A 26415-nucleotide genomic window follows, 5' to 3' on the forward strand; every position below is an offset into this window, starting at 1 on the left:
GCCACTGTCCAGCGATGCCGATGGCTGCCACTTGATATTCTGATGAGGCACGCGTTCCACTATACGGCACAAGGGGTCAGCCCCGGTAGCGAACCATCCACAAAAGCGGCGGCCGGTTTTTGTATCTTTTCACAGGAGACCCTTGGACAGCTTTGAGCGCATCCTCGGATGGGCACTGGATAAAATGGGGAAGCCGTAGACCAGGCACGACCCGCGAAAGGGGTTCTTTTGAGCGCAGACAGCGGAAGGACGCAACCGAGAGAGGCGGGCGAACAACCTGTGCAGACTTCGGCCTTGCAGACCGGAAGGCCTGGTTCCCGTGCATCCCGGACCGTCGGCCTGGTCCTGGCCCTGCTGGCCTGCCTCTGGATCGCTTTCTGCACTGGTTTGGGCCCCATCTACCGTCAGGAAGGTTCGATAACAGAGGTGGGCCTGCCCCATGTGCTGATCATGCTGGGAACCCTGGCCGTCTGTTTGGCTCTGGTTCTGGCCTGCCGCCGGATTCTGCTGGGTAGCGAACCCCTACGAATGCCACAGCGGCTGACCGCCCTGGCGCAGCGCCCACGGATGCGTGCCTACGCGGTCTTCATCACCCGGCAAACCAGCGGCTGGCGGCCCATCATGCGCCTGCTTCTGCTGGGCTGGGCCTGGGCCTTTCTCACCCTGCTGGCCGCCTATGGGGCCGACCTGTACGCCCAGGCCCAGGAATGCGCCAACTTCCTGGCCCAGCTGCAGGGCGATCAGCCCCCCTACGGCGGCAATGCCTTCACCCAGATGGACGTCTACCCCATCGGCCACTATCTGCTGCCAGGGCACCCGGTCTTCCTGACCGACCAGCACAACATGGTGCTGACTCTGGTCTACGGAATGACCATCATGGCCTCCAACCATCTGACCGGATCCTATGACGCGGGCATCGTGCTCCTGGCAGGGCTGCAGGTGATCTTTGCGGCCTTCTGCTGCGCCGTCACCGCCGACCGCTTCCTGCGCGGCAGCGGAACCGAACACGTCGGTGCCCTGGCCCGCACCCTGGTCATGCTCTTCTTCCTCTTCTCCCCCTTCGTGGTCTTCAGCACCTTCAGCCTGACCAAGTCCCCCCTCTTCGCCTTCGCCTTCATCTGGTGGTTCGGCATCTGGCGCCAGCTGGAGTCAGGGGACAAGGACTCGCCGCTCTACGCCAGCCAGGCGGCAAAGTTGCGGCCCGGCCTCGCCTTGAGCACCCTGATCATGCTGATCAGCGCCAAGTACGCCCTCTACATCGTTCTGGTCCAGTTGGTCCTGGCCCTGATCATCCGCCGTCGCCAATGGGCCACCATCCTGATAGGACTCCTGCTGCCCCTGGTTCTGTTCACAGGGGTGACCGGGGCCCTGACAGCCACGGGGACGGTCATCCAAGGTGACCCTGTGGAGAGCCGCAGCATCCAGCTGCAGCAGATCGCCCGGGTGGCCCAGCGCAACCCCCAGGGGATTCCGGCCCAGGCAAGGGCTGATCTTGAGCCCATCATGGACCTGGACAATGCCGCCATCCAATACACCCCCTGGGAGGCCGACCGGGTCAAGTCCTCCGGCAACCAGCCCAAACTGATCGTCTACCGCTGGAGGACCGTCACGCCCGAGCAGATGTCCCGGCTCAACCGGGCCTGGCTCCAGGTGGGACTGCGCAATCCGGTGATCTACCTGGACGCCTTCATGGCCGAGGCCTACGGCTACTTCGACCCCGGCGACCCTGCCTACGTGGCCATGTCCTACTACCTCAACAACGGCTACGTGCAGAACTCGGGCTCCTGGCTGGCGGCCTGGTGCCACGACTGGCGCAACGGGGTGACCGGATTCGTCAGGACCTGGGCCGACACCCCCCTGCTGGGCCTGGTGGCACGGGCCAACTTCTGGGTGGTGGCCGCCCTGCTGCTGATCGTCGCCCGCCTGGCGGCCGGTCACTGGCGCGGGGTCCTGTGCTGGTTCCCCCTCCTGCTGATCATGGGGGTCATGATCACCGCCCCGGCCAACAACTTCGAACGGCACATGCTGCCGGTGGACATGGTGGTGCCCTTCCTGATCCTGGACATGGTCCGGCAGAGCCGCCGCGCCCGCGCCGGTGAACTGATGGACCGGCCATCATGATCGGCAAGTCGAAACGGTCCAGACCGCCGGACGAAGGCCCTGCCGAGGCGCAGCAGGCTCGCCAGGTACCTGCCGCCTCCGGTGCCGCCATGGAGCAGATTCTCCTGAAGACGCTGGATCATCTGGATGAGGCGCTGCCCTGGACCAGGTCCCTGCCCTCCGATGGACGCAGAACCTTGGAAGGGGCCGTTCGAACAGCCCTGGACGACCTGCGCTCCCGACTTGACGACCAAGGCGCGGAAGACAGCGAAGTCCCCTCCCCCGTGCCAGCAGAGCTCTCCCGGAGCCTGGGCCCCCACCGGGCCATGGAGCTGACCCAGGTCATTCTGGACATGCTTGAGGAGGCCGGCCGGACCATGGGAGCCGAGGGGGAACGGTCCACGCTGGTCTACACCCGTCATGCCGCCACCGCAGCAGCCGCTCTCTATGCCGACCTGGCCGAGGCAAGAAACGGACGCAAGGCCACAACGGAGTCCAGGATCATCCGGCATTTGATTGAGCAAACGGCGGATACACGGACCGTTGACGATCTGGCCCGGCTGGGCTGGCCGACCGAATTCGACTGCTTCGCCGTCGTAGGCGAGGCCCAAGGCAACGATGAGGGACAGGGCATGGAGAACGCCCGCCAACCTATCCACACCACGGTGGCCCGTCAAGGCGGCAGGGCGCTGGTGGGCGAGAACGAAGGGCTCATGGTGGTTCTGATCGATCCCAACCGGTCGGGCACCCCGGCCGACTTCTGCGCATCCATCCTGCGCTTCTTCGCCGACGAGTCAGCTGTCTGCCTGGGACCTTTCCACCATGGAATCTCCGGTGCGGGAGCCTCCATCCGAGCCGCCCTGAGCACGCATGCGGCAGCCCCGGCAGTGGCTGACCCCATCACCGCCGCCCTGCCCAGGCCACTGCACGCCGACGACCTGCTGCCCGAACGAGCCCTGAACGGGGACGGGGACGCTGCCGACCAGCTCTACCAGGAGGTCTATCTGAGCCTGGCAGGCCAGGATCCGGACGGGCCCCTGCCGACCACCCTGCTCACCTTCCTGCGCTCGGGCAACTCGCTTGAGGTCACCGCCAAGAAGCTGGGCATCCATCCCAACACCGTGCGCTACCGGCTCAGGCGCTGCGTGGAGGTGACCGGCTGGGACGCCATGGACCCGCGAGAGTCCTTCGTCCTCCAGGCAGCCCTGATCATCGGCAGAATCCGCAGGTCGCATCCGGGCGCCGACTGACTGGCGCCATACCAGCTGCTGCCTGGCCAAGATATGAAAAGAGCGGGGACCCGAAGGTCTCCCGCCCTTGAAATATGGAGCCGAACCCGCTCAGAGCACCGCGATGTCCAGGGGAACGCCCGGGCCCATGGTGGTGGTGACGGTGGCCTTGGTGATGTAGCGGCCCTTGACCGTGGCCGGCTTCAGGCGCTTGATCTCCTCGTCGACCGCATGGAAGTTCTCCTCCAGAGCCTGCTGCTCGAAGGAGACCTTGCCCACGGGGAAGCTCAGGTTGCCGTTCTTGTCCACACGGAACTCGATACGTCCAGCCTTGATCTCGGTGACCGCCTTGGCCACGTCCATGGTCACGGTGCCGGTCTTGGGGTTGGGCATGAGGCCACGGGGGCCCAGCACGCGGCCCAGGCGGCCGACCTTGCCCATCATGTCGGGGGTGGCCACCACGGCATCGAAGTCCAGATAGCCGCCGGCGACCCTGGTCACCAGCTCGTCGTCGCCCACCTCGTCGGCTCCGGCCTCAGCGGCTGCGGTCGCCTGGGGACCACGGGCGAAGACCAGGACGCGCACGGTCTTGCCGGTGCCGTTGGGCAGGCTGACGGTGCCGCGGACCAGCTGGTCGGCCTTGCGGGGGTCCACGTTCAGGCGGTAGACAGCCTCCACGGTCTCGTCAAACCCGCGCTTGGGCATGCTCTTGAGCAGGGCGATGCCCTCCTCCGGGGTGTACAGGTTGGTGCGATCGACCTTCTCGGCCGCCTCGCGATACTTCTTGGAACGCTTGGTCATCTGCTTCTCCTATCAGCAGTCGCGGTGCGGGCAAGCGTATGCCCTACCGCTCACAACGAAAATTTCAGTCGGTGACGGTGATGCCCATGGAACGGGCGGTGCCTTCGATGATCTTCATCCCGGCCTCGACGTCACGGGCCGACAGATCCTCCATCTTGGTCTGGGCGATCTCGCGGACCTGGGCCTTGGTGACGGAACCCACCTTGGTGGTCAGCGGGTTGCCGGCACCCTTGGAGACACCGGCCGCCTTGCGCAGCAGATCGGCTGCCGGCGGAGTCTTGGTGATGAAGGTGAAGGAACGATCCTCGTAGACGGTGATGATGCAGGGGATGACCTGGCCCATCTTGTCCTTGGTGGCATCGTTGTACTGCTTGCAGAAGTCCATGATGTTCACGCCGTGGGAGCCCAGTGCGGGGCCCAGCGGGGGCGCGGGGTTGGCCTTGCCGGCCTCTATCTGCACCTTGATCAGCGCGGTGACTTTCTTCTTTGCAGCCATATGCTGGTTCTTCTTTCTACGAAGCGGTGATGTCGGAGACCATGGATCCCCTCCCGCAACCTGTTCTTTCCAAATGCGCTCCACAGGAGAGCACAAGCTTGATGATTATCGCATCAACCGAGGACCGACCGAAGGCTTTCAGGCGATCTTTTCGACCTGGTCAAAGCCCAGCTCCACAGGGGTGTCCCTGCCGAAGATGGAGACCAGAACGGTCAGCTTCTGGGTGGTGGGCTCCACGTCGGAGACCACGGCAGCCATGGTGGCGAAAGGCCCTTCGGTGACGGTGACCTGATCGCCAACGGCGTAGGAGACCTCCACCGTGCGCTTCTTGGCGGCCTCGGGCTTGTCGCCAGCGGCCTTCAGGGCCTCGGAGGCGATCATGGGGGCCATCATCTGGACGACCTCCTTGCGGGTCAGCGGGGCCGGCTCCTTGCTGGGGCCGACGAACCCGGTGACGCCCTCGGTGTCGCGAATGATGCGGCGGGCGTTCTCGTCTGGCCACATGCGGATCAGCACGTAGCCCGGCACACGAACCCGGGTGACGACCTTCTTGCCCTTGTCGGTGTGCTTCTCAACCTCCTCCATGGGAATCTCCACCTGGAAGACCTTGTCCTCCAAGCCGAAGGAGGCCACACGGGACTCCACGTTGGCCTTGACGCGCTTCTCGTAGCCGGAGTAGGTGTGCAGAACGTACCACTTGCCCTCAAGGGTGCGCAGCTTCTTGGAGAACTCGTCCACGGCACGCTGACCGGGATCCTCCTGGTCGGTCTGATCGTCGGAATCAGAGGAATCGTCCTGGGTGTCCTTGGCCTGGGCGGATTCGGCGGGTGTGCTGTCCTGCTCGGCCTGCTCCGATGAGGTTCCGAGCTGCTGATCCTGGACCTGGGCATCCTCCTGCGTGGGGGCATCATTGGATGCCGACGGGGCCGACTCAGCGGCCTGATCGGGGTCCAATCCCTCTCTGGTCAGATCATCACTCATGGATCACTCCACCTTCTACCTTGTCACGGCTCAGCCAAATATCAGGAAAGCCAGTTTGCCCAGCCCGAAGTCCATCACGGTCACGAAGATCATCAGCAGCAGCACAAAGATGAAAACGGCCACGGACCATCCCACCAGCTCCTTGCCTGTGGGAGTCACCACCTTGCGGATCTCATCGATGACCTGCTTGATGAAGAGCCCGATACGCATGAAGAAGTTCGGCCTGGCTTCCTCAGCCCCATCCTTCTGTGCCATGGTCATCCGTCCTTCGTTTGTTCTGCATCATCTGCTGCAAGCCTTGGCAGGGAAGGCGGGACTCGAACCCACAACCTACGGTTTTGGAGACCGTTGCGCTACCAATTGCGCCACTTCCCTATCGGAACTTCCCACCAGCCTACTCGACCGGGAGGAAAAACCGCCAAATCGCAAGTTTAGCCTAAAGGGCGGATTGCGTCCAACCGTGTTGCCTCCACAGCATTTCGCCCAGGAGCCGGATCAGGCGCTGACCCAGGCCCCAAGGCGCCTCATGCCCTCGGCCAGGTCATCGTCGGCCAGCGCGTAGGAGAAACGCAGGCAGCCGGGCGCGCCGAAGGCCTCACCCGGCACGGCCGCCACCTGGATCTGCTCCAGGATGACCTCGGCCAGCTCACCCGAGGTGGCGCAGACCGTGCCTTGCGGGCCCACTGGCCGATTCAGCAGACCGGTCACGTCGGCAAAGGCGTAGAAGGCGCCCAGAGGCTCAGGGCAGGTCACCCCCTCCATGGCGTTCAGGGCATCCACAATGGCCCGTCGCCGCAGGGCAAAGGCCGACCGCATGGCTTCCACGTCCTCCAGACCGCCGGTCAGGGCGGCCAGAGCAGCCTGCTGGGAGACGTTGGCCACGTTGGAGGTCATGTGCCCCTGAAGCTTGGCAGCCGCCTGGGCCACCGGCAGGGGGGCGACCAGCCAGCCCACCCGCCAGCCTGTCATGGCATAGGTTTTGGCCACGCCGTTGACCACGATCAGCTGATCGCGTACCTGAGGCACCAGAGCGCCCGGATAGGGGGTATGCGCCCCCTGGTAGGTCAGGTGCTCATAGATTTCGTCGCTGATCACCCAGATCTGGTGTTCGATGGCCCAGCGATCCACGGCAGCCACCAGGCCGGCGTCCCAGATCGCCCCGGTTGGGTTGGCGGGCAGGTTGAGGATGATGGCACGGGTGCGCTCGGTTCGGGCCGCCTCCAGCTGCTCCAGGCTGGGGATATAGCCCTGGTCGGCTCCGCTGAGCACCGGAACCGGCCGACCGCCAGCCAGCAGAACCATCTGAGGATAGCTGGTCCAGTAGGGAGCGGGGATGATGACCTCATCGCCGGGGTTCAAGAGGATCTGGAAGGTCTCGTAGACGGCCTGCTTGCCGCCGTTGGTGACCACCACCTGATCCGGGTCGATTTGATAGCCCGAATCGCGCAGGGTCTTGTCGGCGATGGCCTGCTTCAATCGGGGCAGACCCGCCGTGGGCGTATAGCGGTGGTTGCGCGGATCCAGACAGGCGCGGGCCGCCGCCTGCACGATGTGGTCAGGCGTGGGAAAGTTGGGTTCGCCGGCGCCGAAGCTGATCACATTCATGCCCTGGGCCTTCATGGCCTTGGCTTTTGAATCCACTGCCAGAGTGGCACTGGGGGCCACTGCGTCTATGCGTCTGCTCAGGGTCTGCCATTGCGCCATAGTCATGCTGCCATGCTACCGCCCAGCACCCCCAGGGCTGTGCTCAGACCAGGACCAGAGAGTCCCGATGCACCAGCGGGTGGGCGTAGTGGGCGCCCAATCGGCGGCGGAGCTCCTTGGTGTTCAGGCCCAGCATGTCCTGGGCCTCCTCGGAATCGTAGCCGGACAGGCCCTTGGCCACCTGATGACCGGACTCATCGTGGATCCAGACCGGATCCCCGGCCGAGAACTCGCCCTGGACAGATCTGGCACCAGCCGCCAGCAGGCTGGCCCGACCGCCGCGCAGGGCTTTGACAGCCCCCTGATCCACCAGATAGCCGCCCCGGGGACGGGAGGCGAACTTGATCCAGAGCCGATGCGAGGAGCCCCGCGGACGGATGGGGGCGAAGAGGGTGCCCACCCTGTCGCCGGCCAGGGCAGGGCCTGCAAGGTCGGCGCGGGTCAGCACCACAGGCATGCCGGAGGCCGCAGCAATCCGCGCCGCCTCCAGCTTGGTGGACATGCCCCCGGTCCCCAGCCCGGAGACGGACCCCTGGGCATCCACCTGGTCCATGATGGCCGCCACATCGGGCACGAAGCCGATTCTGCGGGCCCCTGGCCGGGATGGGGGTTCGGAGTAGAGGGCATCCACGTCAGTCAGCAGGACCAGGGCATCGGCGCTGACGATGTTGGCGATCAGGGCCGAAAGGTGGTCGTTGTCGCCGAAACGGATCTCGTTGCTGGCCAGGGCATCGTTCTCATTGACGATGGGGATGACCCCCAGATCCAGCAGACGGCAGAGGGTGCGCCGGGCGTTGCGGTACTGGACGGCATGGGTGGTGTCACGGGCGGTGATCAGGATCTGGCCCACACGCAGGCCATAACGGGCGAAGGCAGTCTCGTACTGGGCCATGAGCAGACCCTGGCCCACCGAGGCCGTAGCCTGCTGGGTGGCCACGTCACCGGGGCGTTGGTCAAACCCCAGGGTGCCGAAGCCGGCCGCGATGGCCCCGGAGGTGACCAGGACCAGGCGGGCGCCATCCACAGCAGCCGAGGCCAGGGCGCCTACCAACGAACGCAGGCGGCCAAGATCCAGGTGCCCATGGGGATCGGTCAGGGAGCTGGATCCTACCTTGACCACCATGGTGCGGGCCTGGGCCACACGGGAACGGACCGCGGCCTGGTCGGATTCCTCCCCGTCGGTCATTGCCCAGCCTCCTCCGAGCGCCCCAGCAGGCCCTGCCTGTCATGGGGATCGTCATCCACGGAGGGGTCGGCCCAGTGCCCCTGGCGCCGCTCCTGCTCCATGACCTGACGCACCACCTGCCTGGCGTCCATCATCTGGTGGTACTGGCGGCGGCGTTCGCTGTTGGTGCGGCGGCGGTTGAGCCCCTGGCTCTCCTCCAGCCGCAGGTCGCGGCCCCGGGCCACCTGGGGGGTGCCATCCAGCATTTCGGCACCGGCCGCCACGCTCGGGTCCCAGTCGAAGGCCACCGCATCGTCGCCAGGACCGATGCGAACCTCGTCCCCAGGTCTGGCTCCGGCCTTGCGCAGGGCATCCTCCACACCCATTCGGGCCAGGCAGTCGGCCAGATAGCCCACGGCCTCCTCGTTGTCGAAGTTGGTTTGGCGAACCCAGCGCTCGGGCTTGGCTCCGCAGACCCTGAACCAGGTCTGCCCGGACCGGGTCTGATGCCGCTCAAGGGTGAAGTCCCCGGACTGGTCGCCGCTCCTGCGCCGCCGCTCCAGGGGGCGGATGACCACGCGCTCCTCCTGCCTGGCCTCCTGCTGCTCCCGCAGCTGCCTGCGCAGACGATCCACCAGACCGGCCAGGTAGTAGCCCAGTTCCTTGAGCCCCTGATGCGAGGCTGTGGAGACTATGAAGACCTTGAGGCCCAGGGCTTCGAAGTCGGGACGGACGAATTCGGCCAGTTCGCGCGCCTCCGACAGATCGGCCTTGTTGAGGATGATCACCCTGGGCCGCTCCGCCATGGGGATGACCCCCAGCGGAAGCTCCAGGCGGTCGGCATAGCGGGAAAGCTCCTCTTCCAGGGCCCGATAGTCGCTCATGGGATCCCGATCAGGCTCCAGGGTGGCGCAATCGATGACGTGGGCGATGATCTCGGTGCGCTCGATGTGCCGCAGAAACTCCAGCCCCAGGCCCTTGCCCTGGGAGGCTCCCGGGATCAGCCCTGGCACGTCGGCCATGGTGAAGCGGCTCTCCCCTGCCTGGACCACGCCCAGGTTGGGCACCAAAGTAGTGAATGGATAGTCGGCGATCTTGGGCCGGGCCGCGCTCATGGCCGCCACCAGGCTGGACTTGCCTGCGCTGGGGAAACCGACCAGGGCCACGTCGGCGATGGATTTGAGCTCCAGCACCAGGTCACGCTCCTGCCCCGGATCCCCCAGCAGGGCGAAGCCGGGAGCCCGCCTGGCCTTGGTGGCCAGGGAGCGATTGCCCAGGCCGCCCACGCCGCCCTGGGCCGCCACGAACCGATCCCCCGCATGGGCCAGGTCGGCCAGGCGCTCGCCAGGCTGCTTGCGCTCGCCTTGGCCGCCCTTGGCTGTGAAGACCACAGTACCCACCGGCACTGGCAGGATCAGATCCTGGCCGCGGCTGCCATCCTTGTCACCGCCCAGACCCATGGTGCCCGATTCGGCCTGGCGGTGCGGCAGGAAGCGGTAGTCCAGCAGGCTGGTGGCGTTGGCGTCGGCCTGAAGAATGACCGAGCCGCCCTGGCCGCCGTCGCCCCCATCGGGCCCGGCCAGGGGCTTGTACTTCTCGCGACGGATGGAGGACGCCCCATTGCCGCCGTCGCCACCCTTGACATGGACGGTGACCTGATCCACAAATGCGCTCATAGGGGCCCATGGTACTCAATCCGGCCTGACATGCGGCCCCTGAGAGCTGAATGCCCGGCATCTCCATACATATGCAAAAAGGCCACCCCATGACAGGGATGACCTTGGGCCGATGCCGATACAGGGCAATCAGGCGGTAAGCACGTCAACAACCTTGCGGTCGCGCCGGTTGGCGAACCGAACGGTTCCGTCTGTCAGGGCGAAGAGGGTGTGGTCCTTGCCCAGACCGACGTTCTGGCCGGGATGGAACTTGGTGCCACGCTGGCGAACGATGATGTTGCCGGCCACTACGGCCTCGCCGCCGAACTTCTTGACGCCCAGGTACTGAGCATTCGAATCGCGCCCGTTGCGTGAGCTGGACGCGCCCTTCTTATGTGCCATGTCTGGTTCCTTTCCTACCTCGACCTAGGCCCTCAGGCGATGGCCGTGATCTTGACCACGGTCTGCTTCTGGCGGTGACCCTTGCGGCGCGCCACGCCGGTCTTGTTCTTGAACTTCTGGATGTTGATCTTGGGGCCCTTGGCCTCGTCGTCCACGACCTCGCCCTTGACGGAGATCTTGGCCAGATCCTTGGCGGCCATGGTCACCTTGGATCCGTCGACGACCAGCGCGACCGGAAACTCGACCGACTCGCCCTTTCTGGCAGCCAGACGGTTGACCGTGATCTGGTCACCGACCTCGACCTTCTCCTGATGGCCTCCGGCCTTCACAATCGCGTACATAGCCCTACCTTGCCTGTTGTCCAAAGCTGTATGCGCCCGGCATCCGAGTCCTGCCATGCAATTGACGAACCCGTCCAGACACCAGCTAACCAGTATAGAAGCAAACACACCGCATCGTCAAATGTGCCTGCCCCGCCGACAAAACGAAATTCAGTTTATGACTCCTTGGCGACATCCGCCGTCTCAGCCTGGGCATCGTCCTCGTCCGACGCCGCCTGGGCCGCCGCAGCGATCCTGGCCAGCTTGGCCTTGACTGCAGGAGTCGAGCCTGTGGACAGGGTCTCCTTGGAGGAAGAGCCATGCCCATGCTTGTTGGTCTTGACGAAGGGGTCGCCGCCCTTGACCGCATAGGGGTCGGCATAGGAGGCGGAGATGGTCGGCTTGTCGTGGAGGATGAAGCCTCGCCCATGGCAGGTGGGGCACTCCTCGGAGAAGGCCTCGACCAGACCCTGCCCCACCCGCTTGCGGGTCATCTGGACCAGCCCCAGGGAGGTGACCTCGGCCACCTGATGCTTGGTGCGGTCCCGGGCCAGGCACTCCACCAGGCGGCGCAGGACCAGGTCGCGGTTGGCCGGCATGACCATATCCACATAGTCGATCATGATCATGCCGCCGATGTCGCGCAGGCGCAGCTGCCGGGCGATCTCCTCGGAGGCCTCCAGGTTGCAGCGGGTCACCGTCTCCTCCAGGGACTTGCCCTTGCCGATGAAGCGGCCCGTGTTCACATCGATGGTGGTCATGGCCTCGGTGCGGTCGATGACCAGGGAGCCGCCGGAGGGCAGGTAGACCTGACGTTCCATGCCCTTGCGCAGCTGGCTGTCGATGCTCCAGCGGTCGAAGACATCCTTGCCCTGGTGTTCGGCAGGGTCCCAGTGCTCAAGCTTCTCCTCCAGGTCGGGGGCCATGGTCTCCAGGTAGTTGCGGACCCGCTCGTAGACCCCTTCCCCCTGGACCACCAGCTTGGCGAAATCATCGTTGAAGATGTCGCGGACCACGCGGATGGCCACGTCCGGCTCGCCCTGCAGGAGCTTGGGGCGCTTGCCGTGCAGGAACTCCTTGCGCTTGTCCTCGATCTTGCTCCACTGACGCTGCAGGTTCTCCAGGTCCTTGGTCAGGGCCTCCTCGCTGGCCCCCTCGGCCGCGGTGCGGATGATGACGCCCATGTCCTTGGGAGCCACCCTGGAGACGATGCTCTTGAGGCGGGAACGCTCGCGGTCGGGCAGCTTGCGGCTGACGCCGGTCATGCCGCCCGAGGGCACCAGGACCAGGAAGCGGCCGGCCAGCGTGACCTGCGAGGTCAGCCGGGCGCCCTTATGGCCGATGGGATCCTTGGTGACCTGGACCAGCACGGGGTCGCCGGACTTGAAGGCCAGCTCGATCCGGCGGGGCTGGCCCTCCAGGCGGGTGGAGTCCCAGTTGACCTCGCCTGCGTAGAGCACGCCGTTGCGGGCCTGGCCTATGTCCACGAAGGCGGCCTCCATGCTGGGCAGGACGTTCTGGACCCGGCCCAGGTAGATGTTGCCGACAGTGGAGACCTCCTGGATGTCGGAGACGTAGTGCTCGACCAGGATGTCGTCCTCGATGACCGAGATCTGGGTGTGGTGCTCCTTCTCGCGCACCACCATCAGACGCTTGACGTTTTCACGGCGGGCCAGGAAGTCCTGCTCGACCAGCTGGGACTGACGGGAGCGCTCGCGGCGGTTGTCCCGTCGACGCTGCTTCTTGGCCTCCAGGCGGGTAGAGCCCTCCACATCAGTGATTTCGTCAATATATTGCTGCTTGCGGGAACGGCGGGTGCCGGACACCTCCGGCTCGCCCTCAGCGGACTTGGCACCCCTGCGACGACGGCGACGACGGGTCAGCGGGGCCTCGTCCTCATCATCCTTGTCCTTCTCCTGCTCGTGCCCGCGATGGCGACGACGCGTGGAAACGGACTTCTCAGCGTCCTCCTCGTCGCTCTTGGCACGGCGGCGACGACGGGTGCGGGTGCCGGACTCCTGCGGTTCCTCGTCCTGCTCCTGGTCCTCGTCGACCACGAAGGTGATGCCCTCGTGATCCAGATCCTCCTCGATGCGCTCCACCTCGTCGGCGGCCCTGCGCTCCTCGGCGTTGAGCCTGCGGGAACGGCGTGAACCGCCCTCCGAAGTGTTCCTGGACCTGCTGCGGCGAGAGCTCTTGGGCGAGTGCTCGGCATCCTCGTCCTCATCATCCCGTTCTTCGCGCTCATCATGCTCGGGCCGGGAGGCGGGTATGACGGGCTCCTGGAAGAGCAGGGATGTCATAGGACGGGGACGGGAGGCGCGCGGGCGCTCATCCTGCTCCTCGGCCTTCCGGCCTGCCCTCTGGCTGCGGCCCGAGGTCAGTGCCTCCACAGCCTCAATGGCACGCTCCTGACGCTCCTGATCAGGTTCACCCTCCTGGGCATGCTCCTCATCGCGTCGGCGGGCAGCAGTGCGGGTGCGACGACGAGTGGTCGTCCTGGTCGGCTTGGACTCGCTCTCATCCACCTGGACGTCCTGATCGGCCGCCTGATCCTCCTTGGGCTTGCGGGTGCGACGGCGACGGGTGGCGGAGGGCTTGGACTCGTCGTCCTCCTCCTTGGCCTTGCGAGAGGCCTTGCGCTTCTCGGCCTCGACCTTCACGGGCACGTCGGCGCCGGCGGCGCCGGCCACTCTGACCACACGCCGTCCAGCACGGCGACGGGTGCCGGAGCCAGCGGTCTGCTCGACCTGCTGTTCCTGCCCATCCCTGGTGGCGGACCTATTATCCTGGGTATCCTCAGTATTCGTTTTTTCGGGCACAATGCTCCTTGCGGCACGCCGCCTCGCGCCGCTCTCACGGTTCCGATCCGTCCTCACGCTGCACTCTCACTGCAGCCGCGCACCTGCGTGCGCCCGATCGAAACGCCTTGGCAAAAAGTCTTCCTGACGCAGGCGGACACCGACGCCCGTACGGATCACTGGGTCTCCGTCCAGGGGGATCAACGCCTACGCTGCAAGTGGTCAGGCAGAACCACCGTCCTCTAGTATGTCACAGATCAGCGGCCATCAGGTCCATTGAGCCACTCGACCAGTATGGCTTCCAACCGAACCAGGTCATCCAGGGGCACCTGTTCGTCGGCCTTGTGGGCCAGCAGGGGGTCCCCCGCCCCCAAATTGACGGCTGGTAGGCCAAGGGCTGAAAACCGCGCCACATCAGTCCATCCCAGCTTGGCGCGAGGCTGCTGACCCGTGGTCTGGGCAACCAGGTCCGCCAGCGAACGAGCCCAAGGCGAGTCCAGACCAGGACGGGCCGCGGGCGATTCGTCGCACATGCGCACCGAAAATCCCTGGAAGACTCCGCCCAGGGCCACATGCTCGCCATTGCCGAGCTCGGCGCCCGTCCCCTGGCCCATCATCAGCTCCTTGGCCTGGGACAGGCTCTTGTCGGGGGCGAACCGGTAATTGACGTGCACCCGGCATCGGTCAGGAATGACGTTGGTGCCCAGACCGCCCTCGATCATGGTGGCGTTGAGCCCCTCCCGATAGTCCAGGCCATCCACCTTCACCGTGGCCGGACGGTACCGCTCCAGCCGGTTCAGAATGGGCGCGGCAGCGTGGATGGCGTTGCTGCCCATCCAGGCCCGGGCGGAGTGGGCCGTCGTGCCGTGGGTGATCAGATCGAAGCGCATGGTTCCGTTGCAGCCGGCCTCAATGGCGCAGTCGGTGGGCTCGCCGATGATGGCGAAATCCCCTCGCACCCAATCAGGATGGGCAGCCACCACCCGGCCCAGCCCGTTCAGATCGGCCTGGACCTCCTCATGGTCGTAGAAGACGAAGGTCAGGTCATAGACCGGCTCCTGCAGGGTGAGCGCCAGGTGGAGAAAAACGGCGTCAGAGGCCTTCATGTCGGCGGCGCCCCGGCCGTACAGCACCCGGGATCCAGGGTGGGCGGCGGCCAGGTCGGCGCGGATGTCCGGGTCGCCGGGCTCCAGCCAGCGCGGGGGCAGGTTCCTATCCACGGGCACGGTGTCCAGATGACCGGCAAGGACGATGCGGTGGGGACGGCCCAGCTGGGTGGAGGCCACGACCGTGTCGCCCAACCGTCGGACCAAGAGGTCAGCCCTTGACGACAGGGCCCTCTGGACGGCATCAGCCAGGGCGCCCTCCTGGCCGCTGACCGAGTTCAGGGCGGTCATGGACTCCAGTATCCTTGCCAGGGCCTGGGCGGGTTCAGCCCCTCGGGCGCCGGCGAGAAGATCAATATCGGTCTGTGTGTTCTTGGCCATAGTGCCATGCTAGCGGGCCGGGAATCGCAGGTGGACTTGCAGCCGCAAGCATGAGGCCCGGGTGGCACAATGGGGACGACAGAAGCGGTGGCACTCCGCCTGGGAGGCCGCCGTCCACCATGCGAGACGAGGAGGATGCCGGAGTGCCTGGACTGCTCAGTGCCATGGAAGGGTTCTTCATCATCGGCGTGGTCATCGCCGTGGGGTATGTGGCCGCCCGCTTCCATGTAGGCGGTCCAACGGCCCAGCTGGTGCTCAACAAGTACTCCTTCTTCGTCTCGACGCCCTGCCTGATGTTCGCCATCCTCTCCAAGCAGAAGCTGTCGGTCATCTTCCACCCCAGCATCATCGTGGCCTTCCTGTCGGCAGCGGCTGTAGGCCTGCTCTTCGTAGCCCTGAACGCAACCAGCTTTCACCTGCCGGCTGCCGAAGCCACCATCGGCGCTCTCGACTCCTTGTATTTGAACTCCAACAACATCGGGCTGCCTGTAGCCACTTATATTCTGGGCAATCCCACACTGGTGGCACCCATCCTGGTCATGCAACAGGCCCTGTTCACCCCTATTGGATTGACCGTTCTGGACGCGACCACCTCTGGCAAGCTCTCGATCAAGACCATCCTCAAACAGCCCCTGAAGCAGCCCATCCTGATCGGCTCCATAGGCGGCATAGTGATTTCGGCCATCAGCGCCCGGGCCGGCCATTTCATCATCCCCGACTTCGTCTACAAGCCCATCGACATGATCGGGCAGTCGGCCGTGCCCATGATCCTCATGGCCTTCGGCATGTCCCTGCGGGGTTCGCGGCCCATGGGCCAGGGCACCGACCGTCGTGCCACCCTGTGCGCGGTGATCCTGAAGAATCTGGTCATGCCCATAATCGCCTACCTGCTGGCCCGGTTCATGATGGGCTTCAGCGGGGCGGAGCTGTACGGGTGCGTGGTTCTGGCGGCCCTGCCCACCGGTCAGAACGTCTACAACTACGCGGCCCGCTACGAGGTGGGAACCACCTTCGCCAGGGACGGCATCCTGCTGAGCACGATCAGCTCGCCCGTGATCATCGCCCTGGTCGCCCTGCTCCTGAGCTGACTGGTCAGACCGGGCCTTCTGCTCAGCCTTCGGCTGCCAGGGCCTTCAAGCGCTGCAGGAAGTGCGGCCAGTCCTGTCCGAAGGCCTTCAGGAGGGGCAGGTCCGCGACCTTGTCCAGGTCCACCCATTCCAGGGCAATGCTCTCATCGTCATTCATGCGGGGCTCGACCTGGTGGCCGGGGCGCTCGAAGGCCAGGATGGTCGTATAGCCCCAGGGGCCGTGGTCCTCCAGGTAGGAGCCCACCACCTGGATGTCCTCCGGACGGATGTTGGCCTCCTCATAGCTTTCGCGCAGGCCGCCCTCCAGGGGGTTCTCCCCGTCCGAGATGGCGCCGCCCGGCACACCCCAGGTACCGCCCTCGGCGCTCCAGCGGGCCCGGTGTTGCAGAAGCACGCTGATCAGCGCGCCCGTGCGGGCATCGCGCCGGGCCAGCAAGACGCCGGCAGCCCCGTTGAGCCCCCAGTGCCGCTTGCCGCAGGCACAGTTCACCCACCCGTCGCCAGGCTGGTGGACGTTCTCCACAGGGGCGACCAGTCCCTCAGCACCATGCGTCGATCCGTCTGCCTGCTGATGCTCAGGCTGGGCCCGTTGGGCCCACAGGTCAGGCCAGGAGACGCCCAGCTCCTGGGCCAGGGCGCGCAGGGTGGGCATGCTCAATCCCATCACTCCGCTGGGATCGCCCTGGATGCCCTGGATGAAAGCGCTGCCCAATCCCTCCAAGGTGAAGGAGCCGGCCACCTCCAAGGGTTCGCCGGTGGCCACATAGGCCTGCATGGAGGCCCGGTCATAGTCTCCGAAGGTCACCTGGGCGCTGCTGACCGCTCGAACCCGTCGGCCGGTGGCCAGTTCGATCAGACAGTGGCCGGTGACCAGGGTGCCTGTTCGGCCGCGCATGGCCATCAACCGCTCCAGAGCACGCTCCGGCTGGTGAGGCTTGCCCATGACGGCGCCGTCCACGCTGAACAGCGAGTCGCACCCCAGCAGGAGGGGCCCACGCCCGGCTCCGAGCATCCCGCCCCAGGCTCCGATGACCTGGCTCATGGAATCCCTGGAGGATGCATCCGGATCACCCTGGCTCAGAGGCCTGAACGTGACCAGGTCGCCCCGCGAGCGCCTTTCGGCATCCTTGACGGCATCCATGGTCGCTTGGACAGCCGAAGCCTTGGCCTCAGCCAAGACAGCGACCCGCTCGCGCGCATCCAGGTCCTCCAGGTGGCGGCCCAGTTTACGGGCCTGTTCAGCCAGGACGGCCGGCTCATCCACCTTTGAGGGTCGGATGATAGGGTCAATGCCCGCCTGGACCAGGAGCCGCCGCCGGGAGGGGGAGGATGATGCCAGAATGAACGGGATATGCCTGTCTTCAGTGTTCACGATTGCCTTCCTGGTCCCGTTCCACCTGGACCCCCCGGCAGTCCACGTCCAAGGGCAGAATCCGCCAGCGGCCGGAATCCAGATAGTCCTTGGCAATGGTCCGCAGCTCATTTTCGGCATCACCGTAATGCAGGACGATGATGCAGGGACCGGCTCCAGAGACGGCCGCCGCGTAGCCCCGACCGCGCAGGAGCTGCAGGAGCTTGGTTGAGGAAGGCATGAGCCCGGCCCGGTATGGCTGATGGAGCCGGTCCTCGGTGGCGACGAAGAGCAGGGCGTTGGCTCTGGCAGACTGCTCGGCTGCCTCTGTCTCCAAGTCATCCAAGGACTCGGGGTTCAGAGCGCCAGGAATCAGGGCCGCCCTTGACAGGTTGTGAACGGCATCCGCGTAAGGCACCCGGTTGGGCAGGGCCTGTCGGGCCTTCTGTGTGGACAGATGGGCGCCGGGAACGAAAACCGTGGCTTTGATGGCCGGATCCACCTGGTAACGCAGGGTGTGGTAGCCGCCCTCCAGGGGCGCGCCCCCGGCTATGGGCAGGGAACCCACGCCCTCGCCAGTGGCCAGATCATAGGAGACGGTCAGCCCCCCGTAGACAGCAGGCGCCACGTTGTCGGGATGCCCCTCGATCTGGGCGGCCAGTGCGAAGACGGCATCACGGCGCAGTGGGCCAGTGTGAGCGAAGGCCGCAGCCGCCGCGATTCCGGCCACGATGGCCTCGGCGCTGGATCCCAATCCCCTGGCCTGGGGGATTCGGTTGACCGCGCGCATGATGAAGCCGAACCTTGGCAGTCCGAAGACCTGGCAGGCCCGCCGGAAGGTGGAGACGACCAGATGGGTCTCGTCTCGGGGCAGGGTCCGCTCCCCCTCGCCCTTGATGACCACATAGGCGGTGGTGTCGCCCGGGTCCACGGAACGGGTGAAGACGATCTCGTCATGGTAGTCCAGCGCCAGGCCGACCGCATCGAAACCTGAACCCAGGTTGGCGCTGGTGGCCGGCACGCGCACCCGCACAGTAGACGGACCCTCTGTGGCAGCGGCCATCATTGGGCCTGCCGATCAAAGACGCGAAGGATAGAGGCCTGCCCAGTGACCGAGTCGAAGGTGGAGATCCGCTCGACGACCTGCCGCAGGGTCACCTCGTCGCACAGGTGGGTGACCACGCGCAGCTGCTGGATCTCGCCGCTGTAGCCCGGGTCATGCAGGGTGGGCTTGATGTCCTGGTTGACTCCGTTGATGGAGATGCCCGCCTCGGAAAAGACCTGGGCGATGGCCGCCAGCACGCCAGGCTTGTCGTGAATGAGGAAACGGACGGCAAAGGCGGCTCGGGATGAATCCAGAGGGGCCATGGGGATGTTGGCGTACATGGGGATCCCCGGACCCATGCCATGCTGGACGATGTGGCGGGCCTCGGTGACCACGTCCCCCAGAACGGCTGATGCGGTGGGCGCCCCGCCGGCACCCCGGCCGTAGAACATGAGGTCGTCGGCGGCCTTGGCGGTGACGAAGACGGCGTTGAAGCTGCCATGGACCGAGGCCAGGGGGTGGCTGTCGGGAATCAGCGCCGGGTAGACCCGGGCGGAGATGCCCTGTTCGCCGCGCTCAGCCACGGCCAGAAGCTTGATGACCCGGTGCTCGGTCTGTGCGGCCGCTATATCGTCGGCGGTGATGGTGCGGATGCCCTCCACGGGTACATCATCCATGCGCACATCAGTGTGGAAGGCCAGCGTGGCCATGATGGCGGCCTTGGCGGCTGCATCCAGCCCGTCCACATCGGCGGTGGGGTCCGCCTCAGCGTAGCCCTTGGCCTGGGCGTCGCGCAGGGCCTGGTCGAATTGAAGACCCTTGGTGGTCATCTCATCCAGAATGTAGTTGGTGGTCCCATTGACGATGCCCACCAGGCTGGTGATGCCGTCGCCCACCAGGGACTCGCGCAGGGGCCGCACGATGGGGATGGCCCCGCCCACGGCCGCCTCGAAGTAGATGTCGACGCCCCGCTCTTCGGCAGCCCGGTAGAGCTCAGGGCCGTGCTGGGCCAGGAGGGCCTTGTTGGCGGTGACCACGCTGGCGCCGGACTCGATGGCCTTGAGCAGCAGGGTGCGGGCCGGCTCGATGCCGCCGATCAGCTCGATGACGATGTCCGCCCGGGTGACCAGGTCGGCTGAGTCTGTGGTCAGCAGGGACGGATCGATCCAATCAGCCTTGACCTTGTCAGGATGAAGGACGGCGATGCCCACCAGCTGCAGGGGACGGCCCACTCGACTGGCCAGGTCCTGGCTCTGCTCCACCAGGAGGCGGGCGGTCTGGGAACCCACGGTCCCAGCCCCCAGAAGTGCTATGCGGATGGGCCTGACGGCCTCCTGCTGCTGCATGCGTTCAGGCATATGGATCCTCCATCCGCCCCATCGGGGCCTGTCGCAGGGTGTTGCTCCATCTTAGAAAGCCAATCCGACACCCGCATCCACCCCGGCGCCTGCTTCCGCCAAGACGGAGCGCATCATCCCTGATCCAAGGCCAGCAGGTCATCCATGGTCTGCCGCCGCAGCATCAAATGGGCACCGGACTGGTCCAGACCTACCACAGCGGGAATCAGAGCCTGGTTGTAATTGCTGGCCATGGTCCGCCCGTAGGCGCCAGTCACCGGCACCAAAAGCAGATCACCCCGGCGAATGTCCGCTGGCAGGGCCACATCCTGCACCAGGATATCCCCCGATTCACAGTGCTTGCCGACCACACGGGCCTGGATACGGTCCCCGCTGCCATCCCGGTTGGCCAGGACAGCCGTGTATTGAGCTTCGTAGAGGGCCGGACGAATGTTGTCGCTCATGCCGCCGTCAACCGAAACGTAGGTGCGCACGCTTCCGTCAGACAGGGGGACGGGCTTGACGGTGCCCACCCGATACAGGCTCATGCCGCAGGGTGCCACGATCCAGCGGCCGGGCTCGAAGGCGATGACCGGCATGGGCATGCCCAGGCGACGGTTGATGGCGACCATGTCAGCCCCCAGGCTGGTCAGGGTCTGGTCCAGGTCCATCCGATCCTCATCCGGGGTGTAGGGCACGGAGAAGCCGCCGCCCAGGTCCACCTCGGGCATCAGGTATCCGTCGGTGGCCCAGAAGGTGTGCCGCAGCAGCATCATGCGCCGGGCGGCCTCGATGAAGGCCGAAGAGTCATGGATCTGGGAGCCGATATGGGTATGGATGCCCACCAGCTCCAGTTCCTTCTCGTGGGAGCGAATCTCCTTGAGCAGGGCGATAGCCGGTCCGTCAGCCAGGGCGGACATGGCTTTGATCCGGGCGGGATCAGCAGGTTCAGCGGGCCCGTTGGCGGCCGAATACAGGGCTGAAGACGACGGGGAGACCACGGAATCGCCAGGAGCCAAGGAGGCGTCATTCTTTGTGGCCGCCGAAGCCGCTGCCCCAGCCTGTCCGGAGGATCCAGGCTCAGGCCCGAGGTCCAGCAGGCCCACGTCGGTGCCCTGGGGCAGCAGGGGGATGCCGAACTTCTGATCCTCGTGGGCAGTGGAAATGTACTCGTGGCCGCCGGCGTGCACACCCACGGTCACCCGGAGCATGACCTTGGCGCGACGCCCCTGGGCCCTCGCAGCAGCGGCGATTCGCGCAGGCTCGTCGGGCGCATCGATGACGATGGCCCGGTAGCCCTCCTTCACAGCCAGATCAATCTCCTGGTCGGACTTGTTGTTGCCATGCAGGACCAGACGACGGCCAGGGGCACCAGCAGCCTGGGCGATCAGCATCTCGCCCAGGGAGCAGGTGTCGATATCCAGCCCCTGGCGCAGCATGATCCGCACGGTCTCCTTGCTGAGGAAGGCCTTGCCCGCGTAGCTGACCCTGGTGGTCGCACCACCCAGGTCCCGCAGGGCCGCCTGGCGGAAGGCCGAGGCCCGTTCCGCCATCATCGCGGTGTCCATCAGATACATGGGGGTGCCGTAACGCTTGGCCAGGTCCTCCATGGGGCACCCATGCATGGTCAGCATGCCCTGACGGTCCCGCTGCAAAGCCCCGGGCCAGAACCCGTCAGGCCCCAGCCCGCACATCCCTGTTTCCATCAACGACCTCCCAGTGACCTTGAGGGCTTACATACGGTCCGGGGCCTGGACGCCCAGCAGCCCCAGACCGTTGGCGATGACCTGCTGCACGGCGTCATTGAGCCGCAGACGCGCCGCCGCACGGGCCGGCTGTGGATTCCTGTCCTCGTCCTGGTCCAGATCCGCCCGGCCGGTCGGCTCCATGGGCACCACGCGCTCCAGGTTGTACCAACGGTGATAGACCCCAGCCAACTGCTCCAGGTAGTGGGCCACCCGGTGGGGGGCCTTCTGGTCGCCTGCAGTCTGGATCACATTGGGATAGAGGGCCAGGACGCCCAGAACATCGTTGTCAGCAGCAGTGTCCAGCAGGGACAGATCGGCTCCGGAACGGTTGATGCCCGCCTGGGACGCGTTCCGATCCACGTTTTTAGAGCGGGCGTGCGCGTACTGCACATAGTAAACAGGATTGTCGTTGGTGTGCGAGGCCAGCAGGTCCAGGTCGATGTCCACGCTCTGGTTGTAGTCGGTGCGGGCCAGGGAATACCGGGCGGCATCCACCCCCACGGCATCCACCAGATCGTCGATGGTGACCACGTTGCCTGCCCGCTTGCTCATGCGCACGGCCTGGCCGTCCTTGATGACATTGACCATCTGGCCGATCAGGATCTGCATGTTCACGCCGGGAGTGTCCCCAAAGGCCGCGCAGATGGCCATCATTCGGCCGATGTAGCCATGATGGTCGGCACCCAGCATGTAGATGGCCTCGTCGCAGGGATCCTTGGACCTGCGACGCTTGTTCAGGTAGTAGGCGATGTCGGCCGCCACGTAGGCTGCGTGCCCGTCGGACTTGATGATCACCCGGTCCTTGTCGTCGCCGTAGGTGGTGGAGCGGAACCAGGTAGCCCCGTCCTTCTCGAAGATGTCGCCCTTGGCCCGCAGCTCGTCAATGGCCCGGTCCACCTGGCCGGACTCATAGAGGCTGTTCTCATGGAACCAGACATCGAAATTGACCCGGAAGTCACGCATTGACTGCTGGATCTCGGCGAACATCATGGGCACGGCCCGAGTGCGGAAGGCCTCGCGCTGGGGACTGTCCCCCTCGGCGCCGTCCTCGTCACGCACCCTGGGCATGGCCAGGATGTCCTGTCCTTCGTCGGCGGCCTCCTTGACCACCCGCGAAGCGATCTCATCAATGTAGGAGCCCTTGTAGCCGTCAGCAGGCACGGGCTCGCCGTGGGCCGCCGCCACCAGTGAGCGGGAGAAGCGGTCGATCTGCGTGCCGTGATCATTGAAGTAATACTCCCTGACCACCTTGGCACCGTTGGCCTCCAGAACCCGGGCCATGGAGTCGCCCACAGCCGCCCAGCGTGTGCCGCCGATATGGATGGGACCCGTGGGATTGGCCGAGACGAATTCCAGATTGAGCGTGCGCCCGCTCAGGTGATCGTTGCTCCCATAGGCGGAGCCCGCCTCCAGGACCGCATCGACCACAGCGGCCGCCGAGGCCGAATCCAAGGTTATATTGATGAAGCCGGGACCGGCCACATCCACCTGGGCGATCCCGTCGTCCTCCCGCAGAGCCTCAGCCAAGGCCTGCCCCAGTTCCGCAGGCCTCATGCCGGCCTTCTTGGCCAGCTGCATGGCGATGTTGGTGGACCAATCCCCGTGGGAGCGGTCCTTGGGACGCATGACCGCCAGATGGTCGGCATCAGGAACCATGTCGGGCTCCAGACTCCCCAGGCGGCCTGACTGGGCCATCTTGACGGCGGTCGAAGAGATGATACGGGCAAGTGCTTCAGGACTCATGCCCTCAAGTCTAGCGACGGCGGCGACCAGCAGCCGTCCTGTCTCAGGCCAGAGCCACGACCTCGATCTCGACCAGGGCCCCCTTGGGGATGTCCGCGCCGCCGAAAGCCATACGGGCCGGCCGCACCGAGCCGATGAAAACCTGGGAGTAGGCCTGGTCCACCTGGGTGAAATCCTCAACCCGCCGCATAAGAATAGTGGCCTTGACCACCTTCTCCATGCCGCTGCCGGCTGCATCCAGGATGTTCTTGACGTTCTTCAGGGCCTGGGTGGCCTGGTCAGCCGCAGTGCCCTCCACCAGCTCGCCGGTGTCCGGGTCGATGCCCAACTGTCCGGAGACAAAGACAAAGCCCCCGGCCTTCACAGCCTGACTGTAAGCCCCCAAGGCCTGGGGCGCATATGGCGTGCCGATCTCTTCCGGTCCATCTTCCATGAGTCCGTCCTTTCCTTCAGGTCCGCCGCACCCATGCAGGGCCGAAGCCCCGGGCGGACACCGTCCACTATAGGAGTGCCCGCCCGGCGCAAGCGGCATCAGTCTCAGCCCTTGCGAGCCTCCTGACCCATCCAGTAGGCCAGGGAGCGCAGATCGCCGGCCTCGTAGGTCTTGACGAATTTCTCGACCTGGTCCGGATCCGAGCAGGTCTCCGGGAACCGCATATAGCGGGTGTCCAGAGGGCTGGCTCCTGTCAGCTTGACGTCGATGACCGAAGACCTGTCGGCCTTGCGAGCCTCGGAGAAGGCGTGGCGGGCATCGGCCACCGTACGCACGGTGAAGCCCAGGGCGCCCATGCCCTCGCCGACCTTGGCCCAGTCGGTGTCGGGCAGGTCCACTCCGCTCAGAGGCTGATGGCTGTCGTCGCGCTGCTCGGCCTCGATGTAGCCCAGGGAACGGTTCGAGAAGACCACGTTGATGACCGGTGCATGGTACTTGAGCTGGGCCAGCACCTCCTCGCCGAGCATGGCGAACCCGCCGTCGCCGCTCAGGGAGTAGACGGTCGATTCCGGATGCTCCAGCTTGGCAGCCAAAGCGGCCGGCACGGCGTAGCCCATGGTGGCATGCTTGCCGGAGACGGTCCAGCGGTTGGTGGGCTTCAGATGCAGCAGACGCAGGAAGTCAATATCCACATTGCCCACGTCGGGGATGACGATGTCATTGTCCTCAAGCTGCTGATCGATGACGTGGTAGACGGGCTCGGGCCGCAGGGGCGTGCGAGTGTCTTCGTTAAAGGAGGCCACCCACTGGTCCCAGTTCTCCTTGCTGCGCAGGCAGGCCCTGTAGAAGACGGACTCCTCCTGATCCTGGCCGGCGGCGGTTATGGCCTTGAGGGCCTCGCGGGCATCGGCCTGGATGGCCAGGACCACGTTGGCCTGGAAGCGCTTGCCCAGCTTGACCGGGTTCAGATCGATCTGGATGACCTTGGTGTTGGGGGTGACGAACATGGACCCGAAGGGGTTGTCCGAACCCACCCAGACCGTCAGATCGGAAGTGTAGATGGCCTCCGTGGCGGTCTTGGTGGCCACGCGGCCGGCCGACTGCAGGTAGGCAGGATAGGTGTCCTCCACAATCCCCTTGGCCGGGAAGGTGGAGACCATGGGCATCTTGAAACGCTCGGACATGGCGACCAGCTCATCGCGAGCGCCGGCAGCGCCCTGGCCGAAGTAGAGCAGCGGGGCCTTGGCGGACTGGATGATCTCCACCGCCTTGCTGACCTGGTCGGCCGCAGGCTTCAGAGGCTCCGGCTTGCGGAAGTTAGGCGCAGAAGCCACCGGGCGGTCGTCGATCTCGGCCCAGGCCAGGTCCTTGGGGATGATGACCACGGAGACCCCGTGGCTGGCATAGGCGCGGCGGATGGCCTCGTCCACCAGGGCCGGCAGCCCCTGGGCGTTGGTGGCGGCCCGGGCGAATACGGCCACATCGGTAAAGATAGGCACCTCGTCCATGGCCTGGAAGAAGTCCATGTTCATAAAGGCCTGGGGCACCTCGCCCACCAGGGCCAGCACCGGCACGCCGTCCTCACGGGCATCATAGAGGCCATTGAGCAGGTGGACCGCACCAGGGCCAGACGAACCGAAGCAGACGCCGATCCGGCCAGTCAGCTTGGCCTCGCCGGCGGCAGCCAGAGCTCCGGCCTCCTCATGACGGACCTGGATAAAGTCGATGCGCTCGCGCTCGTTGTGGATGGCGTTCATCATGGAGTCGAAGGAACCGCCGGGCAGGCCATAGATGCGCGGCACCCCCCACTGCTCCAGGACGTGAAGGACAGCATCCCCTGCATTGATTCGATTGGCCATGTGAACTCCTTTGCTTCACCGGGGGAAAGGAGGCTCCGCCACAACGCGGAAGCGTCGATCCTCCCCGACGTTCGGTCTTACTCTTTCACTATGGCACCTGAAAATGAGGACACGAGCGGGCCAAGGGCCATGTTCCTCAAAAGCTTAGTGATTCACCACACATATCGTGACGCATCGCGTGCGCTTATTTCATCCAGCAAGCGCCATGATCATAATCCCGGGCGTAATGACGGACGGGAGTCGTATAAAGAAAACCCCCCACGCTCTTCCTGGCTGCAGGGATTTCATCTTGGTGGGCTCGAAGGGATTCGAACCCTCGACCTTCTGTTCCGGAGACAGACGCTCTATCCGCTGAGCTACGAACCCGACAGCCACTTTCCAGTGGACAACAGAGACCATACTAGGACACTTTGCGCATTTTCGCACCCATGCGCGTCCTGACGTGTCGGTCCGGCTCCAGCCACTCTCGGCGTGTTGCCGCAAGATTTCAGGCGTTTCGTAGTTATTGTGATGGCAAGGCTTCGTGCCACCGCCCCGGTTGCGCCATTGCATCCTCATGCGGTGGCGCGAAGCCGCCAACATTCCCGGATGATCTTCTCTCGGGATAATCTATACTCTAGTTCCTTCACCCGGCCATCACAAGCGACCTTCACATACCTGGACTCCGAAG

21 protein-coding genes and 2 tRNA genes are annotated in these 26415 nt (G+C 65.3%); 3 read left to right on the top strand and 20 right to left on the bottom strand.

The window, feature by feature from the left end; genetic code table 11:
• Positions 1-228: 228 nt before the first annotated feature.
• Positions 229-2121 carry a DUF6020 family protein gene (locus tag QRX41_RS02110; RefSeq protein ID WP_313838378.1) on the top strand — a complete coding sequence of 631 codons (1893 nt, stop codon included), beginning with the start codon at positions 229-231 and terminating at the stop codon, positions 2119-2121.
• A complete protein-coding gene (locus QRX41_RS02115; protein WP_313838379.1) occupies positions 2118-3350 on the top strand; it encodes a PucR family transcriptional regulator in 1233 nt (410 codons plus the stop codon). Before QRX41_RS02110 ends, QRX41_RS02115 begins: the two co-directional genes overlap by 4 nt.
• A 90-nt stretch (positions 3351-3440) precedes the next feature.
• On the opposite strand, the gene rplA is transcribed toward QRX41_RS02115, so the two are convergent.
• From rplA to dapE, 12 genes are all read right to left on the bottom strand, one after another.
• On the bottom strand, positions 3441-4130 hold the full coding sequence (rplA, locus tag QRX41_RS02120) for a 50S ribosomal protein L1 (protein WP_029678147.1): 690 nt from the start codon (positions 4128-4130) through the stop codon (positions 3441-3443).
• Positions 4131-4194: 64 nt separating this feature from the next.
• A complete protein-coding gene (gene rplK / locus QRX41_RS02125) occupies positions 4195-4626 on the bottom strand; it encodes a 50S ribosomal protein L11 (protein WP_015022451.1) in 432 nt (143 codons plus the stop codon).
• A gap of 138 nt (positions 4627-4764) precedes the next feature.
• Positions 4765-5607, bottom strand: a complete 843-nt coding sequence (nusG, locus tag QRX41_RS02130) for a transcription termination/antitermination protein NusG (RefSeq protein ID WP_313838381.1) — start codon at positions 5605-5607, stop codon at positions 4765-4767.
• A gap of 30 nt (positions 5608-5637) precedes the next feature.
• The gene (gene secE, locus QRX41_RS02135) at positions 5638-5862 is read right to left on the bottom strand and encodes a preprotein translocase subunit SecE (RefSeq protein WP_024626851.1); all 225 of its coding nucleotides are present in this window, start codon (positions 5860-5862) and stop codon (positions 5638-5640) included.
• A gap of 44 nt (positions 5863-5906) precedes the next feature.
• Positions 5907-5982, bottom strand: a tRNA-Trp gene (locus tag QRX41_RS02140).
• 120 nt (positions 5983-6102) lie between these two features.
• Positions 6103-7311, bottom strand: a complete 1209-nt coding sequence (locus tag QRX41_RS02145; protein ID WP_313838698.1) for a pyridoxal phosphate-dependent aminotransferase — start codon at positions 7309-7311, stop codon at positions 6103-6105.
• 43 nt (positions 7312-7354) lie between these two features.
• Positions 7355-8497 (bottom strand): glutamate 5-kinase, encoded by a 1143-nt coding sequence (proB, locus tag QRX41_RS02150; protein WP_313838383.1) that lies wholly within the window; start codon positions 8495-8497, stop codon positions 7355-7357.
• Positions 8494-10152, bottom strand: a complete 1659-nt coding sequence (gene obgE, locus QRX41_RS02155; RefSeq protein ID WP_313838385.1) for a GTPase ObgE — start codon at positions 10150-10152, stop codon at positions 8494-8496. The genes proB and obgE overlap by 4 nt, the downstream gene beginning before the upstream one ends.
• Positions 10153-10281: 129 nt before the next feature.
• Positions 10282-10533, bottom strand: a complete 252-nt coding sequence (rpmA, locus tag QRX41_RS02160; protein ID WP_015022457.1) for a 50S ribosomal protein L27 — start codon at positions 10531-10533, stop codon at positions 10282-10284.
• 32 nt (positions 10534-10565) lie between these two features.
• On the bottom strand, positions 10566-10874 hold the full coding sequence (gene rplU / locus QRX41_RS02165) for a 50S ribosomal protein L21 (RefSeq protein WP_024626855.1): 309 nt from the start codon (positions 10872-10874) through the stop codon (positions 10566-10568).
• 155 nt (positions 10875-11029) lie between these two features.
• Positions 11030-13675: an Rne/Rng family ribonuclease gene (locus QRX41_RS02170; protein ID WP_313838387.1), complete on the bottom strand. Its 2646-nt coding sequence runs from the start codon at positions 13673-13675 to the stop codon at positions 11030-11032.
• Positions 13676-13911: 236 nt separating this feature from the next.
• Positions 13912-15141 carry a succinyl-diaminopimelate desuccinylase gene (gene dapE / locus QRX41_RS02175; RefSeq protein WP_313838389.1) on the bottom strand — a complete coding sequence of 410 codons (1230 nt, stop codon included), beginning with the start codon at positions 15139-15141 and terminating at the stop codon, positions 13912-13914.
• Positions 15142-15284: 143 nt separating this feature from the next.
• Here dapE and QRX41_RS02180 point away from each other — a divergent pair, with 143 nt between their 5' ends.
• On the top strand, positions 15285-16229 hold the full coding sequence (locus QRX41_RS02180; protein WP_313836355.1) for an AEC family transporter: 945 nt from the start codon (positions 15285-15287) through the stop codon (positions 16227-16229).
• Between the two features lie 22 nt (positions 16230-16251).
• Here the strand turns inward: QRX41_RS02180 and QRX41_RS02185 are convergent, their stop codons facing one another.
• From QRX41_RS02185 to QRX41_RS02220, 8 genes are all read right to left on the bottom strand, one after another.
• A complete protein-coding gene (locus tag QRX41_RS02185; protein ID WP_313838391.1) occupies positions 16252-17601 on the bottom strand; it encodes a Maf family nucleotide pyrophosphatase in 1350 nt (449 codons plus the stop codon).
• On the bottom strand, positions 17591-18643 hold the full coding sequence (gene thrB, locus QRX41_RS02190) for a homoserine kinase (protein WP_313838393.1): 1053 nt from the start codon (positions 18641-18643) through the stop codon (positions 17591-17593). The genes QRX41_RS02185 and thrB overlap by 11 nt, the downstream gene beginning before the upstream one ends.
• A complete protein-coding gene (locus tag QRX41_RS02195) occupies positions 18643-19983 on the bottom strand; it encodes a homoserine dehydrogenase (RefSeq protein ID WP_313838395.1) in 1341 nt (446 codons plus the stop codon). Before QRX41_RS02195 ends, thrB begins: the two co-directional genes overlap by 1 nt.
• 113 nt (positions 19984-20096) lie before the next feature.
• Positions 20097-21668: a diaminopimelate decarboxylase family protein gene (locus QRX41_RS02200; protein ID WP_396176777.1), complete on the bottom strand. Its 1572-nt coding sequence runs from the start codon at positions 21666-21668 to the stop codon at positions 20097-20099.
• A gap of 27 nt (positions 21669-21695) precedes the next feature.
• Entirely contained in the window at positions 21696-23453 is a 1758-nt protein-coding gene (gene argS / locus QRX41_RS02205; protein WP_313838397.1) for an arginine--tRNA ligase, read from the bottom strand.
• Positions 23454-23496: 43 nt separating this feature from the next.
• Positions 23497-23886, bottom strand: coding sequence for a Rid family detoxifying hydrolase (locus QRX41_RS02210; RefSeq protein ID WP_313838398.1), 390 nt, complete (start codon positions 23884-23886; stop codon positions 23497-23499).
• Between the two features lie 104 nt (positions 23887-23990).
• The gene (gene spxB / locus QRX41_RS02215) at positions 23991-25745 is read right to left on the bottom strand and encodes a pyruvate oxidase (protein ID WP_045924872.1); all 1755 of its coding nucleotides are present in this window, start codon (positions 25743-25745) and stop codon (positions 23991-23993) included.
• A 290-nt stretch (positions 25746-26035) separates the two neighbouring features.
• A tRNA-Arg gene (locus tag QRX41_RS02220) sits at positions 26036-26111 on the bottom strand.
• Positions 26112-26415 lie beyond the last annotated feature (304 nt).

Origin of the sequence: Bifidobacterium kimbladii, from assembly GCF_032193675.1 — a bacterium.
GTDB lineage: Bacteria > Actinomycetota > Actinomycetes > Actinomycetales > Bifidobacteriaceae > Bombiscardovia > Bombiscardovia kimbladii.

What these genes read in the sequence shown, in the direction of transcription:
- thrB (WP_313838393.1), bottom strand. Translation starts at nt 18,643, where the DNA reads ATGGCCGCTGCCACAGAGGGTCCGTCTACTGTGCGGGTGCGCGTGCCG.
- rpmA (WP_015022457.1), bottom strand. Translation starts at nt 10,533, where the DNA reads ATGGCACATAAGAAGGGCGCGTCCAGCTCACGCAACGGGCGCGATTCG.
- spxB (WP_045924872.1), bottom strand. Translation starts at nt 25,745, where the DNA reads ATGGCCAATCGAATCAATGCAGGGGATGCTGTCCTTCACGTCCTGGAG.
- secE (WP_024626851.1), bottom strand. Translation starts at nt 5,862, where the DNA reads ATGGCACAGAAGGATGGGGCTGAGGAAGCCAGGCCGAACTTCTTCATG.
- dapE (WP_313838389.1), bottom strand. Translation starts at nt 15,141, where the DNA reads ATGGCCAAGAACACACAGACCGATATTGATCTTCTCGCCGGCGCCCGA.
- rplA (WP_029678147.1), bottom strand. Translation starts at nt 4,130, where the DNA reads ATGACCAAGCGTTCCAAGAAGTATCGCGAGGCGGCCGAGAAGGTCGAT.
- proB (WP_313838383.1), bottom strand. Translation starts at nt 8,497, where the DNA reads ATGACCGACGGGGAGGAATCCGACCAGGCCGCGGTCCGTTCCCGTGTG.
- argS (WP_313838397.1), bottom strand. Translation starts at nt 23,453, where the DNA reads ATGAGTCCTGAAGCACTTGCCCGTATCATCTCTTCGACCGCCGTCAAG.
- QRX41_RS02115 (WP_313838379.1), top strand. Translation starts at nt 2,118, where the DNA reads ATGATCGGCAAGTCGAAACGGTCCAGACCGCCGGACGAAGGCCCTGCC.
- rplU (WP_024626855.1), bottom strand. Translation starts at nt 10,874, where the DNA reads ATGTACGCGATTGTGAAGGCCGGAGGCCATCAGGAGAAGGTCGAGGTC.
- QRX41_RS02145 (WP_313838698.1), bottom strand. Translation starts at nt 7,311, where the DNA reads ATGGCGCAATGGCAGACCCTGAGCAGACGCATAGACGCAGTGGCCCCC.
- obgE (WP_313838385.1), bottom strand. Translation starts at nt 10,152, where the DNA reads ATGAGCGCATTTGTGGATCAGGTCACCGTCCATGTCAAGGGTGGCGAC.
- nusG (WP_313838381.1), bottom strand. Translation starts at nt 5,607, where the DNA reads ATGAGTGATGATCTGACCAGAGAGGGATTGGACCCCGATCAGGCCGCT.
- QRX41_RS02195 (WP_313838395.1), bottom strand. Translation starts at nt 19,983, where the DNA reads ATGCCTGAACGCATGCAGCAGCAGGAGGCCGTCAGGCCCATCCGCATA.
- QRX41_RS02200 (WP_396176777.1), bottom strand. Translation starts at nt 21,668, where the DNA reads ATGGAAACAGGGATGTGCGGGCTGGGGCCTGACGGGTTCTGGCCCGGG.
- QRX41_RS02210 (WP_313838398.1), bottom strand. Translation starts at nt 23,886, where the DNA reads ATGGAAGATGGACCGGAAGAGATCGGCACGCCATATGCGCCCCAGGCC.
- rplK (WP_015022451.1), bottom strand. Translation starts at nt 4,626, where the DNA reads ATGGCTGCAAAGAAGAAAGTCACCGCGCTGATCAAGGTGCAGATAGAG.